We start from the raw sequence: 16,946 nt of genomic DNA, 5'->3' as shown, positions 1-16,946 counted from the left end.
GGCGGCTCGGGTCGCGGTCTCGGTCTATTGCACCATTTCGCCGTCATCGGACGACTCGGCGGGCCCATCGATGTACGAACGTATCCGTACGCCGTCGTTATTCCCCGGCGAGTCGGCGTGTCGTCGCCCGGCCCGGCCTCGACGGGTTCGTGCCCCGCGAGATTTCGGATCGGCTCGACCGGGTTTGCCCGGCCACCGAGCACGGGTAGCCGACCATATGAGTCGTCACGATCTTCCCGTCCCCGATTACGACGAACTGGCGCCGGGCACGCTCGCGCCGAGGATCCGTGCACTCGACGAAGCACAGTGGACGATCACCCCCCCCGCTACGGCACGGTGTCGCCGAACAGACGCCGAAACGCGGAAGACCCTGACTAGACCGAACACCGAACACCGAACACCGACCCGAGCATCCGAGCATCCGAGCATCCGAGCAAGGAGACGACCGTGGTCGACTTCAACAGAGTCGTGCAGAACGCGAGCCGAGTCGTGGAGAACGCGAACAGGGCGATCGACGACGCCGGTCGCTCGGTGGGCGGATTCGTCCGGCGCGCCGTCGACCGGCCCGTCGACGCTCGGAAACCGCAGACGGTGACCGTCGCGGCTCCGCGCGCACAGGTCATGCAGTTCTGGCGCGATCCCGAGAACCTGAGCAGAGTCTTCGGCGACCACGTCCGGGTGGAGACGGTCGAAGCGAACCGGCTGCGCTGGACCTGGGAGAGCCCCGGCGGGACGACGACCTGGGACACCCGCATCGACGTCACCTCGGAAGGACTCGCGTTCGTCGGCGAGGACGACGCGGACACCCCGGGTCCGCGCGTAGTGCTCGCGGTGTCCGACGCGCCCCGGGGCGGCACCGAGATGACCCTGCGCGCCGAGGTTCCCGTCCCCGATCTCGTCACCGGCGCCCTGACCTTCACTGCGCTCTACCGTGCGCGGGCTCTCATGCAGACCGGTGAGATCCCCACCCTGCAGGGCAGTCCGAGTGCCCGTGCATCGGAAGGAGACGCGTGATGCGAGCCCTGTGCTGGATAGGGGTGAACGAGTTGTCGGTGGAGACGGTCGACGATCCCGGCCTGGTCAACCCGCACGACGTGATCGTGGCGGTCCGCCTCACCACGACCTGCGGGTCCGATCTGCACTTCCTCGGCGGGTACCTGCCGGGGATGCGGGAGGGCGACGTGATCGGCCACGAGTTCATGGGCGAGATCGTCGACACCGGCCCGGAGGTGACGAACGTGCGGGTCGGCGACCGGGTGGTCGTGCCGTCGTTCATCGGATGCGGGAAGTGCCCGTACTGCGCCGACGGCCTGCACGCGGTGTGCGACACCACCAACCCGAACGCCGCGATGCAGCAACCCGTGCTGGGCTATCCCACCGGCGGAATCTACGGCTACACCCATCCCTTCGGCGGGTACCAAGGTTCGCACGCCGAGTACATCCGCGTGCCCTTCGGCGACGTCAACTGCTTCCAGATCCCCGACGGTGTCGGCGACGAACAGGCCCTGTTCCTGTCGGACGCGGTACCGACGGGCTACATGGGCGCCGACTTCTGCGACATCACCCCGGGCGACACCGTGGCGGTCTGGGGCGCCGGCGCCGTCGGTCTCATGGCCGCGGCAAGCGCGAAGATCATGGGCGCCGACAGGGTGATCGTGATCGACCGTTTCCGAGACCGCCTCGACCGCGCCGCGAAGAAGGTCGGCGCCGAAACCGTGGACTACGCCGAGGTCGACAGCGTCTACGAGACGCTCCGCGAGAGCACCGGCGGACGCGGACCGGACGCCTGCATCGACGCTGTGGGCATGGAGGGTCACGGAACCGGCGTCATGCAGGCCTACGACAAGGTCAAGCAGGCGCTGCGGATGGAGAGCGACCGCGCGACCTCTCTGCGCGAGGCGATCCTGTCCTGCGGCAAGGGCGGAGTCGTGTCGGTGCTCGGCATCTACGGTGTCACCGACAAGTTCCCGATGGCGGTGCTGACGAACAAGAGCTTGACCCTGCGGACGGCGCAGCAACATGGCCAGCGGTACGTGCCCACCCTGTTCGAACACGTCCTCGAGAGCAGGTTGGACCCGAGTTGGCTCATGACGCACGACCTTCCGCTCACCGACGCGGTACGCGGCTACGAGATGTTCAAGAACAAGGAGGACGACTGCCTGCGCGCGGTCTTCCGCCCCTAGGTCGTCACCGGTCGGATTTCTTCAATACGAGCGCACGGTCGGCGTCCGACACTGGCGCCATGACGAATTCGGTGAACCCCATCCCCGAGGGATACACCTCCCTCACCCCCTTCCTCGTCGTCGACGGTGCCTCCCGCGCGATCGACTTCTACTGCGACGCGTTCGGAGCGACCGTCGTCGAGCGGATGGACGGCCCCGACGGGACGGTGATGCACGCAGAGCTCGACTTCGACTACGGCCGACTGCAATTGAGCGATCCCCATCTCGGCATCGGCCTGCACGCGCCGAGCGGAACGAACGACGTCGACCATTCGTACGTGCTGTACTGCGCGGACGCCGACGCCGTGTTCGCGCGGGCCGTCGCCCTCGGTGCCCGGGTGTTCGAGGAACCGTCGACCTTCGTCACCGGCGACCGGTTCGCGTCGATCCTCGATCCGTTCGGTCATCGGTGGGCCGTGATGACGCGGGTCGAGAACGTGCCCGCGGAGGAAGCAAAGCGACGGCTCGACGAGTGGGCGGCAACGCAGAACGCGTGAGGTGTAAAGCAGTTGCCCACGGAGCACCCTTCGGTGCACGCTGACTAGGATCTTCCTCCCGGATGTTCCGTACGAGAGCCGGGGGGATCAGTGTTCGACAAGAGGCGTGCGCAGAAGCGATTCGACGACGGCGTGATGGCCCTGGGCTATTTCGTCAAGGGAAGGTGACAGCGCACGGACTGCGCCGTCGCCCGGCAATGCCCCCACCAGTGCCGCACACTTCCGACCGATACGACTCGAACCACGCACGAGACGACCCGCTCGCCGACGGAAGTAGTTGCAGTGCATCGTGGAACTACGTCACCGGTCGGCGTGGCACAACCGAGATATCCGCTGTGAACGATTTCCCGGATTTCACCCCACAGACGGCGAATGCCGCCCCCGGGAAACCGGGAACGGCATTCGTCGTCGTGTACGGACTCAGCCGAGGCGCTGCTTGAGGGCCTCGAACTCGTCGCGGATGCCCGAGGGCACCTTCTCACCGAGGAACTCGAACCACTCGGCGATGCCGTCGATCTCGGACTTCCACTCCTCGACGTCGACCTTCAGGGCCTCGTCGACGTCGGCGGGATCGACATCGAGACCGTCGAGCGTGAGGTCGGCGGCGCTGGGCACGTAGCCGATCGGCGTGGACTGCGCGCCGGCCTTGTGCTCGATGCGGTCGACGATCCACTTGAGCACGCGCGAGTTCTCGCCGAAGCCGGGCCACAGGAAGCGGCCGTCGTCGCCGCGACGGAACCAGTTGACGTAGAAGATCTTCGGCAGCTTGTCCTCGTCGGCGTTCTTGCCGAGCGTGATCCAGTGGTTCAGGTAGTCGCCGGCGTTGTAGCCGAGGAAGGGCAGCATCGCCATCGGGTCGCGACGGACGCTACCGACCTTGCCCTCTGCCGCGGCGGTCTGTTCGGACGACAGGGTCGCGCCGAGGAAGGTGCCGTGCTGCCAGTCGAAGGACTCGCTGACGAGGGGCACCGTCGTCTTGCGGCGGCCACCGAACAGGATCGCGGAGATCGGCACACCCTGCGGGTCGTCCCACTCGGGGGCGAGGATCGGGCACTGCGACATCGGGGTGCAGTAACGCGAGTTCGGGTGCGCGGCGTTGGTGCCGGACTCGGGGGTCCAGTCGTTGCCCAGCCAGTCGGTGAGGTGCGCCGGGGTCTCGCCGCCGATGCCCTCCCACCAGATGTCGCCGTCGTCGGTCTTCGCGACGTTGGTGTAGATGGTGTTGCCGGCCTCGATGGTCGCCATCGCGTTCGGGTTCGAGTCGGCGCTGGTGCCCGGCGCGACGCCGAAGAAGCCGAACTCGGGGTTCACGGCGTAGAGGCGGCCGTCCTTGCCGAAACGCATCCACGCGATGTCGTCGCCGAGGGTCTCGGCACGCCAGCCCGGAATGGTCGGCTGGATCATCGCGAGGTTGGTCTTGCCACAGGCCGACGGGAACGCCGCAGCGATGTAGTAGGCCTTCTCCTCGGGCGAGATCAGCTTGAGGATCAGCATGTGCTCGGCCAGCCAGCCCTCGTCGTGCGCCATGGCCGACGCGATGCGCAGCGAGTAGCACTTCTTGCCGAGCAGGGCGTTGCCGCCGTAGCCGGAGCCGAAGCTCCAGATCTCACGGGTCTCGGGGAAGTGGGTGATGTACTTCGTGTCGTTGCACGGCCACGGGACATCCTGCTGACCGGCCTCGAGCGGCGCACCCACGGAGTGCAGCGCCTTGACGAACGGACGGTCGGTGCCGAGCTTCTCGAGAGCCGCGCTGCCCATGCGGGTCATGATGCGCATCGAGACGACGACGTACTCCGAGTCGGTCAGCTCGACGCCGAGCTTCGGGTCCTCGGCTCCGAGCGGGCCCATGCAGAAGGGCACGACGAAGAGGGTGCGTCCGCGCATGCTGCCGCGGTACAGCTCGGTCATCGTGGCACGCATCTCGTCGGGGTCGACCCAGTTGTTGGTCGGGCCCGCGTCGATCTCGTTCTTCGAGCAGATGAAGGTGCGCGACTCGACGCGTGCGACGTCCGACGGATCGGAATTGGCCAGGAACGAGTTCGGCTTCTTCTCGTCGTTCAGACGCGTGAAGGTGCCTGCCTCGACCAGCTGAGAGGTCAGACGGTCCCATTCCTCATCGGATCCGTCGGCCCATACGACACGATCGGGCTGGGTGAGCTCGGCAATCTCCTGGACCCAGGCAAGCAACTCGGCATGCTGGGTCGGGAGCTTGTCGTCGGTACCGTTCAAACCGGGAATGGTCGCTGAGGTCATCAAAACTCTCCTGGGGTGTGCCCGGAACCGGGATCCCACCTCCGACCTGCACGTTCTTCTGTGCGGACGAGGGCAGACCCGGGCTTGCCCCTCTCGGCAGGGGTACCACCTACTTCGTCCGTGGCCGAACAGGCGAAGTAGGCGCCGGATGTCCTTTTCATAGAGGTTAACGTCGGAATGTCGACCGGCGTCACTCGGGGCCGGTCGGAAATCTCACAGAAACGATTCAGAACTTGCGCACAATACCGTCCCCTCCCCCTGCTGCGCAGCCGGATATGAATCACTTCGACTCTTCTCCGTGGTGTACGTCGTATTCAAGGCTACCTGTGTCCAGTCGACTCCACCGACCCGATCCGTCGAGCTCGCGACAGTATTCCCACACGCCGTAACGGCCGTCGTCCGCGATCACCGAGAGGCGATCGCTGCTGCCGTCGAGATCGGTGTCGGTAGCCACCACCAGACCGTCGCCCCAGTCGCCACCGACTCCCCAGTGCTCGGTATCGGCGACGACCGTCTCGGCGGCGCCGTCACCGTCGAGGTCGGTCGTCGGGGCGAGCTCGTCGGCCCAGGCGGCCAACTCGGACGGATCGAACCCGGACGGATCGAAGGGATCGGTGAACGGCTGGGGTGTGCCACCCGAGCCGGCGAATTCGGCCATCGTCTCCCCTTTCCGACCCGGCACGCGCCGGATCGCTCCTATCCGGTTGGACGCACCCCGGCACCTTGCGGTTCCGGGATGTGTCCGAGTGCCGCCAGGTCGCGTTCGCACGCGGCGGTGCGGGCACGCCGCTCGCCCCGGCGACGGGCGATCTCCGCGTCGATCGCGGCGACGCGTTCCCGCACGCGGGTCGCGTGCCGGTCGCGCGCAGCGACCGCGAGCGCGGTGGACTGCAGTTCCGTCTCGTGGATGCGGGTGCGGATCCAGGTGTCGAGTTCCGCCCGTACGGTCGCGAGCTCGTCGGCGATCCACCGCCGCATCCGGTCGCGGTAGGCGATTCGCCTACGGATCCGCATCAGCCATCCGGCGGCCGGAACCGCGCACGCGATCGCGACCACCAGCGACATCCAGCCCGGCAGGTCCCCGAACGGGGTGAGGAGCAGTCTGCCGAGACCCGCGCCTGCCGACGCACCGAAGACCACCGTCAGCGTGTCCTCCATCGACCGCGCGGTCTGCGGTGGGCGGGCGGTGCGCGTGGGTTCCGGCGCCGGAGTGCCCGGTGCGATCCGGGCCGTCTCGTCGGTGAGCCGCGCACACAGGTCGTCGACGTGGGTGTCGATCGTCGTGACCACCGCATCCGCGTCCGCGGTCTCGAGCACCTCGCCCGCGGCGGTGGACGCCGCCCGCACGCGCATCGCGACCTCCTGCAACAGCGTCACCTGAAGCCGGCGCAGGTCGGGGCCGGAGGTCGCGGGTGGTGCTGCGGTTGTGAGGCGGGAGCGCTCCGCACGCAGGCCCCCTTCCTCGTCCTCCGCGCTCAGTCGTCCGATCTCCTCCTCGATCATCGGCCGGGTGGCGGCGACGACCGCGGCGCGTGCTCGTCGCGGGTCGTGTGACGACCGGACCGTGGCGGCCAGGACGTCCCGCAGTTCGACGAGTCCGGACGCGGTGAGCAGGGTCTGCCGGACCGCCTCGCTCGCGTCGTCCTCGAGTTCGCGTGCCCGCCGAGCGGCCGCGGCGCTCACGGGCAGGACCACGACCCTCGGCAGCCAGGATGCGTGCCGCTGCAGGATCTCGACGTCGGCGTCGCGGACCGCACGCCAGTCGGGAAAGCGGTCGATGCCCGTCAGTGCGCAGACGACCTCGATCGACTCGGCTGCCGCCGAGCGGACGAGGTCGAGTTCGGTGCGGCCGATCGTCGCCGACGGGTCGAACACCACGAGGGTGACGGCGCGGCCGTCGTCCGTGATGTCCAGCCCGCCCAGAGGTCGTAGCTCCGCTGCCAGCGTGTCGGCGCCGGAACCGGGCACTCCGACGACCCGCACGCCGGTCGCGGCCGGCCGGTGCAGTCCCATCCATCCGCGCGGGTTCCATCGGCGCAGGACGTCGTCGGCCGGATCCACGAGTCCGCTCGGCGGTGTCACCGTAGTCCCGCGGCGACGGACTCCATCGGGTCCAGCCCGACCAGGTCGAGTGTCTGTTCGACGAGTTCGCGCACCTGCGGTGCCGCCGGGACGCCCGCCACGACCCGGGCGAGCTCCTCGTCACGTAGGCGGCGCGCCACGACCGCACGCGCGGCGAGCCGTTCCCCGAGCAGTTCCTCATCGCGGACCGCGACCACCTGATCCGGCGGCACCCCCGTCGCACGCGCGACGAGAGCGCACTCGCTGTCATCCGTCCCACCCGTCACCACGAGGACGAGGCGACAAGGATCCACGGCCGTCAGCGCGGCGCGGTCGGCCGGATGGGCGACGGCCGGGTCGAGACGACGCGGCACGACGTAGACGACGACGTCACCGTCGAGGACCGGGTCGGGACCGTCCGGCGTGTCCACTGCCACTCCGCCCACGGCCGCGTCTACTCGCCCACCCTCGATATCGACCCTGCGGAGCAGCAGTTCGCGTACCTGCGTCTCGACGCTCTCCCGGCCGGTCCCGGCCCGCCCCGCGACCTGCACCCGCAGCGCGGCCGTATGCTCGGTCAGCGCCCTGCGAATCAACCGCCCTGCCTGCGCATCCAGTTGTTCGACCTGCGCGGCGAGGTGGTGCCACAACTCCCCCGTCATGATCCCCCGATCGTCGGCGGAAATTGTCGCAGAGAGATCGCTGACAGGCAGCCGAACGAATGCTTCCCTGAGAAAACACTGTGGCCACTCAGGTCACTCCCGCCACACACTCTCGGAATACGCGACAATGGACCGGTGAACGAAGCCGATCAGCACACCACCGAGACGCTCGAGGAGCGCCCGACCCGCGGGAACCGCCTATACCCCAGGGTGACGAGTTTCCGGTCCCGCCGTGGATCGCTGACCGACCCCCAGCAGCAGTGCTGGGACCGTCGTTGGCCCGAACTCGGCAAGGAAGTCGGCGACGAACCGCTCGACGTCGACGCCTGGTTCGGTCGCTCCGCGCCCCTCGTCCTCGAGATCGGATCCGGAACAGGAACCGCCGCGGTCGCTATGGCCCAAGCCGAGCCCGAGGTGAACCTCATCGCCGTGGAGGTCTACAAGCCCGGCATCGCCCAGACACTGCAGAACATCGAACGCAGCTGCAACACCGACGCGCCGATCCGGAACCTGCGGATCCTGCGCGGCGACGCCGTCGAGGTGCTCGAGAAGATGCTGACCACCGCGTCACTCACCGGCGTGCGGGTGTTCTTCCCGGATCCGTGGCCCAAGGCCCGCCACCACAAGCGCCGACTCCTGCAGGCCCCGACGTTCGCTCTGATCGCCGACCGATTGAAGCCCGGTGGAGTGCTGCACGTGGCCACCGACCACGCCGATTACGCCGAGGCCATCGCCGAGGTGGGCGATGCCGAACCGCGCCTCGCCCGCTTCACCGGCACCTCCCCGATCAGCCTCGAACGCCCCGTCACCAAGTTCGAGGACAAGGCACACCAGGTGGGTAGCGCTATCAACGAGTTCGTCTGGGGGAAGATCGGAGCATGAGTGTCCATGAAGAGCTTCCCGGCGTGACCGACCCCTCCGCGATCGACGGTGTCGAGCCGGTCCGAAAGGTCCTGCTCGTCTGGGACGCACCCAACCTCGACATGGGCCTCGGCGCGATCCTCGGCGGCCGGCCCACCGCGGCCTACCGCCCGCGCTTCGACGCTCTCGGCCGGTGGCTGCTCGGACGCACCGCCGAACTGTCGCGTCTGCACTCCGCGACCCTCGAACCCGAAGCCACGGTGTTCACCAATATCGCCCCCGGCAGCGCGGACGTCGTCCGCCCCTGGGTCGAGGCCTTGCGTAATGTGGGCTTCGCGGTGTTCGCCAAGCCGAAGATCGACGAGGACAGCGATGTCGACTCCGACATGCTGGACCACATCGAGCTGAGGCACCGGGAAGGTCTCGCGGGTGTCATGGTGGCCTCCGCCGACGGGCAGGCGTTCCGTGAACCCCTCGAGCGGCTCGCACAGGAGGGCATCGCGACCCAGGTGCTCGGTTTCCGCGAGCACGCCAGCTGGGCGGTGACCTCCGAGATCATCCAGTTCCTCGATCTCGAGGACATTCCCGGTGTGTTCCGCGAACCGCTGCCCCGCGTCAGCCTGGAATCGCTGCCCGACGAGGGTGCCTGGCTGCAGCCGTTCCGACCGCTTTCTGCTCTCCTGGTGGGGCGCAAGAGCGTCGCCGAATAGGAGACTTACGTGTTCGACCGTTGGGGAGAGCTCGTCTACCGCGCGCGCTTCACCGTCATTGCGGTGATGGTCGCGGGGTTGCTCGCGCTCGCCGGGTACGGGCTGAGCCTGAACGATCACCTCAGCCAGAGCGGCTGGGACGATCCCGGTTCGGAGTCCGTCGCCGCTGCCAAGCTCGCCGACGGCACCTTCGGCCGCGACACCGCGGGCGACGTGCTGGTGCTGTACACGGCACCCGAGGGCAGCACGGTCGACGATCCCGAGTTCGCGGCGAAGGTCACCGACAGCCTGAACTCGCTGGTCGCCGAGCATCCCGACGAAATCCTCAAGATCAACGGTGCGTACTGGCCCACCGACGACGCGCCGTCGCTGCCGTCGCTGGCCGATCCGTCGCGTCAGCACGCGATCGCGTCGGTCGCGATCGCCGGCGAGGACGACACGGAGCTGACCGGCAACTTCCGCGAGATCAAGGACGCCTTCTACATCGACGGCGTCGACGTGCAGCTCGCCGGTCTGCAGCCGATCTCCGGCGCACTGAACGACACGATGGCCAACGACATCAAGCGCATGGAGATCCTCGCGATCCCGGCCGTCGGCATCCTGTTGTTCTTCGTCTTCGGCGGCGTCGTCGCGGCCGCTCTCCCGCTGATCACCGGTGGTCTCACGATCGTCGCGGCGAACGGCATCGTCCGGTTGATCACCAACTTCACCGAGGTCAACTCGTTCGTCGCACCGGTCGTCTCACTGATCGGCCTGGGCCTGGCGATCGACTACGGCCTGTTCATGGTGTCGCGGTTCCGTGAGGAACTCGCCGAGGGTTACGACACCCCGGCGGCGGTGCGACGCACCGTCGTCACCGCAGGTCGCACGGTGGTGTTCTCGGCGACGATGGTCGTCACCAGCCTCGGTGGTCTCGTGCTGTTCCCGCAGGGCTTCCTCAAGTCGGTCGCCTACGGCGCGATCTCGGCGGTCTCACTGGCTGCCCTGCTGTCGATCACGATCCTGCCCGCCATCCTGAGCATCCTCGGCAGGCGCATCGACAAGTTCGGCATGAAACGCTTCGGGCAGATCCAGTCGAACGAGCAGGTCGAGAACAGTTTCCTCGGCCGCCTGTGCCGCTGGGTGATGGTCAACCCGATGAAGGTGACCATCCCGACGGTCATCGGCCTGCTGCTGCTCATCATGCCGCTGACCGGCATCAAGTTCGGCGGCATCAACGAGACCTACCTGCCGCCCGAGCACCCCACGCGCGTCGCGCAGGAGACCTTCGACGAACTGTTCCCCGGCCAGCGCGCCGAGCCGGTCAAGCTCGTGGTCCGCGGCGCCGAGGGCGGCGACCTCAACAAGATCATCACGACGGCGAGCGAAGCTCCCGGCCTCGTCGAGAAGTTCCAGATCACCGGCCCCGCGAAGGACGGCGTCCGTGTGCTCAAGGCCGGTCTGACCGACCGCAACGAGTCCGCCGACACCGTCGAGTACCTGCACGCAGCCGAATGGCCCGAGGGTGTCGAAGTGCTCGTCGGCGGCACCCCGGCGATCGAGCAGGACTCCATCGGGGCCCTGCTCGAGACCCTGCCGCTGATGGTCGTGGTCGTCGTGCTGTTGACGACGTTGCTGATGTTCCTGGCGTTCGGCTCGCTCGTGCTGCCGGTCAAGGCCGTGTTGATGAGCGCCCTGGGTCTCGGCTCGACGCTGGGCATCCTCACCTGGATCTTCATCGACGGCAACGGCGCCGACCTGCTCAACTTCACCCCGGGGCCGATCATGTCGCCGGTGCTCGTGCTGATCATCGCGATCGTGTACGGCCTGTCGACCGACTACGAGGTGTTCCTGCTCTCCAGAATGGTCGAGGCGAGATCGATGGGGGCGAGCACCACCGAGTCGATCCGTATCGGTACCGCCCACACCGGTCGCATCATCACCGCGGCCGCCCTGATCCTTATCGTCGTCACCGGTGCCTTCGGGTTCTCGGAGCTGGTGATGATGAAGTACATCGCGTTCGGCATGATCGCCGCGCTGATCATCGACGCGACCGTCATCCGCATGTTCCTCGTGCCCGCCGTGATGAAGCTGCTCGGCGACGACTGCTGGTGGGCTCCGGCGTGGATGAAGCGGATCCAGGAGAAGATCGGCTTGGGCGAGCCGATCCTCGCCGACGAACTGATGCCCGAGGACGTTCCCGAGCTCATCACCGTCGGCATGTTCGGGCCGGCGACGGTCGCGGCCACGGGCGCGCACCGCTTCCCGGCAGGTGCCTTCGAGGGCGGCTCCGACCTCACGCAGCCGCTGCCCAAGATCGCTCCGCCGAGGCCGGCCGCCGAACAGCGCAAGCTCCGCGATCTCACGCCGCCGCCGGTGCGACGGCAGGCCCCGGGCCGCCCCCCGGTCCGTCCGGCCGCGCCCGCGTCCGGTCGTCCCCCTGCTGCTCCGCGGAACGGCGAACGGGTGCCGCCCGCAGCCGGGCGTCCGATGCCGGCGAGCCGTCCGGTGCAGCCCGGTACGGGTCCGGGGCGTCCGTCGCGTCCGATCCCGGAGCCGCGTCGTCGCCCGGAGGGTCGGCCGCCGGTGGACGAGCGCAACGGCTCGGCTCTTCCGGGGCTCGGAGGCCCGGAGAAGGGTGTCCCGGAGAAGCCCGAACGTCGTGCCCCCGAGATGCCGCAGCGCGATGTCACGCAGCGCGGTGCGCTCGATCAGACACAGCGCGGTGCGCTCGATGCCACACAGCGCGGTGCGTCCGACCCGTCGTCGCCGTCGTCGGTGCCTCCGCTCCCCCGCCGTCAGCGCGGGGAGGTTCCGCCGCCGCTGCCGCAGTCCTTCATCCGACCGCCCGCTGTCCCGGGCGATGCGGAAGCTCTGCCCGGTGCCCCGGCTCCGCGTCCGAGCGAACCCGGCACCGGTCGTGGACGGGATCCGCAGGCGATCGAGAACTGGCTGTCGCAGTTGCGCCGTACGTCGCCCGGCGGGGAGTCTTCGGCCCAGCGACCGAGGCCCACTTCCGACGCACCGCGCCCCTCGGCGCCGGACTCGCAACGTCCCCCGACATCGGAGGCCCAGCGACCTCCGGCGCAGGGACCTGCCCGACCGCCCGTGCCGGGCACTCAGCAGCCGCCGACGCAGGGCATGCAGCCGCCGACACAGAACGGTCCCCGTCCGCCTCTGCCCTCCCGGTCCCGTGGTCCGGAGCAGCCGCCCCGCCCGGCCGGCGAGCGGCCGGAAGCGCGAGCGGACGAATCGCAGCCGGAGCAGAACGACGCGGAGTCGCGGAGGCGTGGACGCCACGGTCCCGACAGCGGCCGTTCGATCAGCGTCAGTGAGCTGATCGCCCGGCAGCGTCGCGACTGATCTGACGAACGAACTCGAGGCGACCCGCAGAGCGGGTCGCCTCGGGTGTTTCCGGGGTCAGCTGCCGTTGAAGAACTTCCGCAGCCGCGTGGACAGCGGATGGGTGACGTTGAAGCTCCCGCCGCGGACCTTGCCTGTCACCACGACGTGCAGCGGTCCGTACGGCGCTCCGCCGCGCACCTTCGACGACACGCTCGACGCGACGTTCTCGACGCCGTTGACGTCGGCCGTGGCCTCGGCGGGGAGCACGATGTTGATCGAGCTGAGGTAGTCGCTCACGTCGATCCGCACGACCTGCGTCTGCATCACCGCTTCGGTGAAATCGAGGGTCACGGAGGACGCGACGGTGTCGAGAACGACGGCGGGCGGCACGTGCCAGCGACCCTTGCGTTCGATGCCGGAGACGCGGCCCTTGATCACGAGAGGAGCGCCCTGGCCGGTCGCGGGGAAAGCAGCTGCACTCGGCGCGGGGTAGCCGGCCGCACTCGGCGCCGGATAGTGCGCCTGCGACATGCCCGGCAGATTCTGCTCCTGGAACTCGGGCCGGATCTGGATACCGGGCAGGTCGACGAGCACCTGGTTCAGGTCGCCTCGGGTCTTGGCCGCGAGGACGGTGTCCATCCGTTCGGTGAACTCCCCGAGCGAGAGCATTCCCTGCCCGACCGCCCGCTGCAGAAGTTCGCCGACGTGCTCGCGCTCGGCGTCCGACACCCGCAGATCCTTCGGTTCCATGCCCTGAGCTTAACGGGACGAACGGTATGCCTCCGAAGTCGTCGGAGCCACTGTGCGGAGCGCTATTCGAGGCCCTGTTCGATGACGTAGCGGGTGAGTTCGACGCGGTTGGCGAGCTGCAGTTTGCGTAGCGCCGCTTGGACGTGGTTCTCCACCGTGCGGTGGCTGAGCGTCAGTCGCGCTGCGATCTGTTTCGCCGACAACCCTTTCGCGACGAGACGCAACACTTCGGTCTCCCGGCCGGTCAGGGTCGGTGGGGGTCTCCGGTCGGCGACGTCGTTCGACATCCGGCGGTACTCGCCGAGCACGAGCCCGGCCAGTCCGGGGGTGAAGACGGCCTGTCCCCGCGCGGTCGCGAGGACGGCGTCGACGAGTTCGTGCACCGAGGCGCTCTTCACGAGATAGCCGGACGCGCCCGCCTTGACCGCGCCGAGGACGTCGTCGCGTTCGGAGGACGCCGACAGGACCAGCACCCGGCTGTCCGGGGAGACCTCGAGGACCGCGCGGGTCGCCTCGGTGCCGGTGCCGTCGGGCATCGCCATGTCCATGAGCACGACGTCGGGGCGGACGACGGCGGCACGGCGCGCGGCGCTCGCGACACCGTCGGCCTCGGCGACGACGGTGAACCCGGCCTCCTCGAGGTCACGTCCGACGGCGTTGCGCCAGATCGGGTGGTCGTCGACCACCATCACGCTGACGGTGCTGCGTTCTTCTGTGCTGTTCTCGTGTGTTTCCGCGCTGATCTCGGCCACTCATTCCCCTTCGGTACCCGGATCTCCCATTCGGTTCCTTCGCCTACATCGCTGTCGAGCAGTGCGACGCCGCCGAGCCATTCCGCTCGCCCGACGATCGACTTGGACACCCCCATGCGTCCCTGTTCGCGAGCTTCGTCGAGTCTGCCCGGTTCGATCCCGACGCCGTCGTCCCGGATGCTGAGTACGATCTCGTCGCCGAGATCCTCGAGGAGGATGTAGGCGGCGGCACCGGCGCCGGCGTGCAGTTGCGTGTTCGACAGCGCCGCTGTCGTGAGCGCCGCGAGTTCCTCCGCTCGATCCCGCGGGATCATGATCGGGCCGGCGGGCGCGGACACCGTCGCACCGGTCCCGGCCCTGGCCCGGACGAGGGCGGTGAGGTCGGCATGCTCACCGCCGCGGTCGACGTCGGTGTCCTGTTCGGAGATCAGCTGCCGCAGCGCGGTCTCCTGTTCGCGGGCCAACTCGGCGAGTTCCGTCGCATCACCGCCCAGCTCGAGTCCGCGCCGCTGCACGAGCGCGAGCACCTGCAGCACGCCGTCGTGCACCTGCCGGGCGAGCCGGTCCCGTTCCTCGGTGGCCGCTGCCACGCGCACGGCCTGCTCGAGTTGCCGGTGCGCACTGCGCGCGGTGGTGGTGGCGAAACCCATTGCCACACCGCACGCGACGAGCACCGGCGCCGTCGCGTCGCGCCACAGGTCGAGGTTGATCTGGTCGCGCACCACCGCGCTGACGACGGACATCAGCAGCGCCGAGCCGATGCCCGTGAGCGGACCGCCGAGGATCGCGGCCGACAGCACGGCGTTGGCGACCCACAGCGTGGTGGGCATGGTCTGGTGGTTGCTGTACCAGTCGTGGTCGGCGACCAGCCGGGTCGCCGCCATCAACGCGACGGCGAGGATCTGGTCCACCACGGTGACCGTGCGGCGCAGTCGTGCCTCGCGGGAGAGCAACACCGCCGAGACGAGCGACCACGTCACGAGCACCCCGGTGAAGAACCACGACAAGCCCGGACGGGTGTAGTTCACGACGGTCGAGAACTGCGATCCCACCGCATATGCGACGGTCACGAGCCGGAAGACCTGGGCGGCCCGCCACAGGGGTGCATCCGCGTCGGGACCGGTCGGAGGCGGCCTCATGTGTACGTTTCGCACCTTTCGTCACAGTAGGTGGGGCGAGTGAATCCAACCACTCCGCGCCTCCAACAGTGACCGCCCCATCCTGTGACCGTCCGCACAGTGGTTTGATTTGAAGTCGTGCTGAGGTCGTACCGAGCTGTCGCCGCCACCTTGCGGAGTCGTTGGCCGCTCTACATGGTCTCCATGGGCGCGTCGAACCTGTTCGGTGCGATGCTCGTGTTCGCCTTCGTCCGGTACGGCATCCCCATCGCCGAGACCGACGCCATCATCGCGGATCGGGTCCGCAACTTCGCGGTCTTCGCGGTGTACCTGGTCTTCGCCGGCATCGTGAGCCTCGGCGCCGCAGCGATCACGCTGCGCTCTGTCGTCCGGTGGCAGCTCCGCGGCGGCCCGCCCACCCGGGCCGAACAGATGGCGGCCCTGCACGCCCCGCTGCGACAGGCGATCGTGCACCTCGGTCTGTGGCTGCTCGGCGGCGTGCTCTTCGTCTTCCTCACCGCCGAGGAGATGCCGTCGCTCGCGGTGGCGGTCTCGGTCACCGTCGCAATGGCCGCGACCAGCACCTTCGGTTTCACCTACATGCTCGGTGAACGCATCCTGCGGCCGGTCGCCGCGCGGGCGCTGAGCGAGGGAAACTTCGACCGGACGATGGCTCCCGGCGTCGGCACGCGCCTGGCCATGACCTGGGGCCTGGGCACGCTCATGCCGGTCGCCGGGATCGTGCTGCTGTGCGTGACGCAGTTGAGCGCCAACACCGACTTCGACGCCGACGCGCTCGCCCTGTCCGTGCTCGCTCTCGCGGTGACGTCGATCGGTCTCGCGCTCGTGTTGTCGCTGCTGACGTCGGCGCAGATCTCCGACCCGATCAAGCAGTTGCGCTGGGCGATCGAACGCGTGCAACGCGGCGCCTCGGGAGTGCAGGTCGAGGTGTTCGACGGCAGTGAGATCGGACGCCTACAGGTCGGCTTCAACCGCATGATGGCCGAGTCCGACGAACGCCGGCGTCTACGGGAGTTGTTCGGTCAGCACGTCGGTGAGGACGTCGCGCGCCGGGCCCTGCAGTACGGCACCGAGCTCGGTGGTGAGACGCGCTACGTCGCGGTGCTGTTCGTCGACATGGTGGGTTCGACGGCGACGGCCGCCGAGCGCCCACCGAGCGAGGTCGTCGAACTGCTCAACGAGTTCTTCCGTGTCGTCGTCGAGGTGGTCGACCATCATCACGGCTTCGTCAACAAGTTCATGGGCGACGCGGCATTGGTGATCTTCGGCGCTCCCCTCGACCGGCCGGACGCCCCCACGGCGGCGCTCGCGGCGGCCCGCGAACTGCGTTTCGCTCTGGACGAGATCACCGGACTCGATGTCGGGATCGGCGTGTCGGCGGGACTCGCGGTGGCCGGCAACATCGGCGCGGCGGAGCGCTTCGAGTACACGGTGATCGGCGACCCGGTCAACGAGGCCTCGCGCCTGACCGAGCTGGCGAAACTGCGTCCGAGTAGGGTTCTCGCGTCGTCGAGCGCGTTGTACTTCGCGGACGACGAGGAGCGCAGCCACTGGGAACTCGGCGACGAGGTGCAGCTTCGCGGCCGGCGGCGGATGACCCATCTCGCATGGCCGGTTCGCTATCCCGGAGCCCCCGGAGAAGCGAACGGGACGGACACTTCGACGGACGAGTGACGGTCCGTCCCGCGACACCCGCGAACGACGCGGAACGGCCA

14 protein-coding genes are annotated in these 16,946 nt (G+C 68.5%); 7 read left to right on the top strand and 7 right to left on the bottom strand.

Annotation, left to right across the window (positions count from 1 at the left end; all coding sequences use genetic code 11):
* Positions 1-447: 447 nt before the first annotated feature.
* From BLV31_RS06275 to BLV31_RS06265, 3 genes are read left to right on the top strand one after another with little or no spacing between them, the layout of a single operon-like run.
* Positions 448-1,014 (top strand): SRPBCC family protein, encoded by a 567-nt coding sequence (locus BLV31_RS06275; protein WP_039585007.1) that lies wholly within the window; start codon positions 448-450, stop codon positions 1,012-1,014.
* Positions 1,014-2,183 carry a zinc-dependent alcohol dehydrogenase gene (locus BLV31_RS06270; RefSeq protein ID WP_039585081.1) on the top strand — a complete coding sequence of 390 codons (1,170 nt, stop codon included), beginning with the start codon at positions 1,014-1,016 and terminating at the stop codon, positions 2,181-2,183. Before BLV31_RS06275 ends, BLV31_RS06270 begins: the two co-directional genes overlap by 1 nt.
* Before the next feature lie 59 nt (positions 2,184-2,242).
* On the top strand, positions 2,243-2,719 hold the full coding sequence (locus BLV31_RS06265) for a VOC family protein (protein ID WP_039585008.1): 477 nt from the start codon (positions 2,243-2,245) through the stop codon (positions 2,717-2,719).
* Between the two features lie 420 nt (positions 2,720-3,139).
* Here BLV31_RS06265 and BLV31_RS06260 read toward each other — a convergent pair whose 3' ends face one another.
* The 4 genes from BLV31_RS06260 to BLV31_RS06245 all read right to left on the bottom strand — a co-directional run bounded on the left by BLV31_RS06260 (position 3,140) and on the right by BLV31_RS06245 (position 7,695).
* Positions 3,140-4,972, bottom strand: coding sequence for a phosphoenolpyruvate carboxykinase (GTP) (locus tag BLV31_RS06260; protein ID WP_006552694.1), 1,833 nt, complete (start codon positions 4,970-4,972; stop codon positions 3,140-3,142).
* 280 nt (positions 4,973-5,252) lie between these two features.
* Entirely contained in the window at positions 5,253-5,630 is a 378-nt protein-coding gene (locus tag BLV31_RS06255) for a DUF6802 family protein (RefSeq protein ID WP_006552695.1), read from the bottom strand.
* A 38-nt stretch (positions 5,631-5,668) separates the two neighbouring features.
* Entirely contained in the window at positions 5,669-7,054 is a 1,386-nt protein-coding gene (locus tag BLV31_RS06250; RefSeq protein ID WP_064061928.1) for a hypothetical protein, read from the bottom strand.
* Positions 7,051-7,695 (bottom strand): hypothetical protein, encoded by a 645-nt coding sequence (locus tag BLV31_RS06245; RefSeq protein WP_039585086.1) that lies wholly within the window; start codon positions 7,693-7,695, stop codon positions 7,051-7,053. The genes BLV31_RS06250 and BLV31_RS06245 overlap by 4 nt, the downstream gene beginning before the upstream one ends.
* A gap of 135 nt (positions 7,696-7,830) precedes the next feature.
* Between BLV31_RS06245 and trmB the strand changes: the two genes are divergently transcribed.
* Genes trmB through BLV31_RS06230 form a run of 3 tightly spaced genes read left to right on the top strand, consistent with a single transcriptional unit; the run spans position 7,831 to position 12,608 of the window.
* Entirely contained in the window at positions 7,831-8,577 is a 747-nt protein-coding gene (gene trmB / locus BLV31_RS06240) for a tRNA (guanosine(46)-N7)-methyltransferase TrmB (RefSeq protein WP_006552698.1), read from the top strand.
* The gene (locus tag BLV31_RS06235) at positions 8,574-9,266 is read left to right on the top strand and encodes an NYN domain-containing protein (RefSeq protein WP_006552699.1); all 693 of its coding nucleotides are present in this window, start codon (positions 8,574-8,576) and stop codon (positions 9,264-9,266) included. Before trmB ends, BLV31_RS06235 begins: the two co-directional genes overlap by 4 nt.
* A gap of 9 nt (positions 9,267-9,275) precedes the next feature.
* The gene (locus BLV31_RS06230; RefSeq protein WP_064061929.1) at positions 9,276-12,608 is read left to right on the top strand and encodes an MMPL family transporter; all 3,333 of its coding nucleotides are present in this window, start codon (positions 9,276-9,278) and stop codon (positions 12,606-12,608) included.
* 57 nt (positions 12,609-12,665) lie between these two features.
* On the opposite strand, the gene BLV31_RS06225 is transcribed toward BLV31_RS06230, so the two are convergent.
* From BLV31_RS06225 to macS, 3 genes are all read right to left on the bottom strand, one after another.
* The gene (locus BLV31_RS06225; protein WP_006552701.1) at positions 12,666-13,340 is read right to left on the bottom strand and encodes a DUF1707 SHOCT-like domain-containing protein; all 675 of its coding nucleotides are present in this window, start codon (positions 13,338-13,340) and stop codon (positions 12,666-12,668) included.
* Positions 13,341-13,402: 62 nt separating this feature from the next.
* Positions 13,403-14,029: a response regulator gene (locus BLV31_RS06220; RefSeq protein WP_006552702.1), complete on the bottom strand. Its 627-nt coding sequence runs from the start codon at positions 14,027-14,029 to the stop codon at positions 13,403-13,405.
* On the bottom strand, positions 14,029-15,231 hold the full coding sequence (gene macS / locus BLV31_RS06215) for a MacS family sensor histidine kinase (protein WP_039585011.1): 1,203 nt from the start codon (positions 15,229-15,231) through the stop codon (positions 14,029-14,031). The genes BLV31_RS06220 and macS overlap by 1 nt, the downstream gene beginning before the upstream one ends.
* A gap of 174 nt (positions 15,232-15,405) precedes the next feature.
* Here macS and BLV31_RS06210 point away from each other — a divergent pair, with 174 nt between their 5' ends.
* Positions 15,406-16,905 carry an adenylate/guanylate cyclase domain-containing protein gene (locus tag BLV31_RS06210; RefSeq protein ID WP_039585012.1) on the top strand — a complete coding sequence of 500 codons (1,500 nt, stop codon included), beginning with the start codon at positions 15,406-15,408 and terminating at the stop codon, positions 16,903-16,905.
* Positions 16,906-16,946: the final 41 nt, after the last annotated feature.

Source organism: Rhodococcus pyridinivorans (assembly GCF_900105195.1).
GTDB classification, from domain to species: Bacteria; Actinomycetota; Actinomycetes; order Mycobacteriales; family Mycobacteriaceae; genus Rhodococcus; species Rhodococcus pyridinivorans.
Note: the sequence above shows the minus strand (reverse complement) of the source record. Positions and strands in the feature narration are given on the sequence as shown.

Bases quoted from the DNA above. Each gene is read 5' to 3' on its own strand.
- BLV31_RS06225 (WP_006552701.1), bottom strand. From the start codon at position 13,340: ATGGAACCGAAGGATCTGCGGGTGTCGGACGCCGAGCGCGAGCACGTC.
- BLV31_RS06210 (WP_039585012.1), top strand. From the start codon at position 15,406: ATGGTCTCCATGGGCGCGTCGAACCTGTTCGGTGCGATGCTCGTGTTC.
- BLV31_RS06260 (WP_006552694.1), bottom strand. From the start codon at position 4,972: ATGACCTCAGCGACCATTCCCGGTTTGAACGGTACCGACGACAAGCTC.
- BLV31_RS06220 (WP_006552702.1), bottom strand. From the start codon at position 14,029: ATGGTGGTCGACGACCACCCGATCTGGCGCAACGCCGTCGGACGTGAC.
- BLV31_RS06270 (WP_039585081.1), top strand. From the start codon at position 1,014: ATGCGAGCCCTGTGCTGGATAGGGGTGAACGAGTTGTCGGTGGAGACG.
- BLV31_RS06235 (WP_006552699.1), top strand. From the start codon at position 8,574: ATGAGTGTCCATGAAGAGCTTCCCGGCGTGACCGACCCCTCCGCGATC.
- BLV31_RS06245 (WP_039585086.1), bottom strand. From the start codon at position 7,695: ATGACGGGGGAGTTGTGGCACCACCTCGCCGCGCAGGTCGAACAACTG.
- BLV31_RS06255 (WP_006552695.1), bottom strand. From the start codon at position 5,630: ATGGCCGAATTCGCCGGCTCGGGTGGCACACCCCAGCCGTTCACCGAT.
- macS (WP_039585011.1), bottom strand. From the start codon at position 15,231: ATGAGGCCGCCTCCGACCGGTCCCGACGCGGATGCACCCCTGTGGCGG.
- BLV31_RS06265 (WP_039585008.1), top strand. From the start codon at position 2,243: ATGACGAATTCGGTGAACCCCATCCCCGAGGGATACACCTCCCTCACC.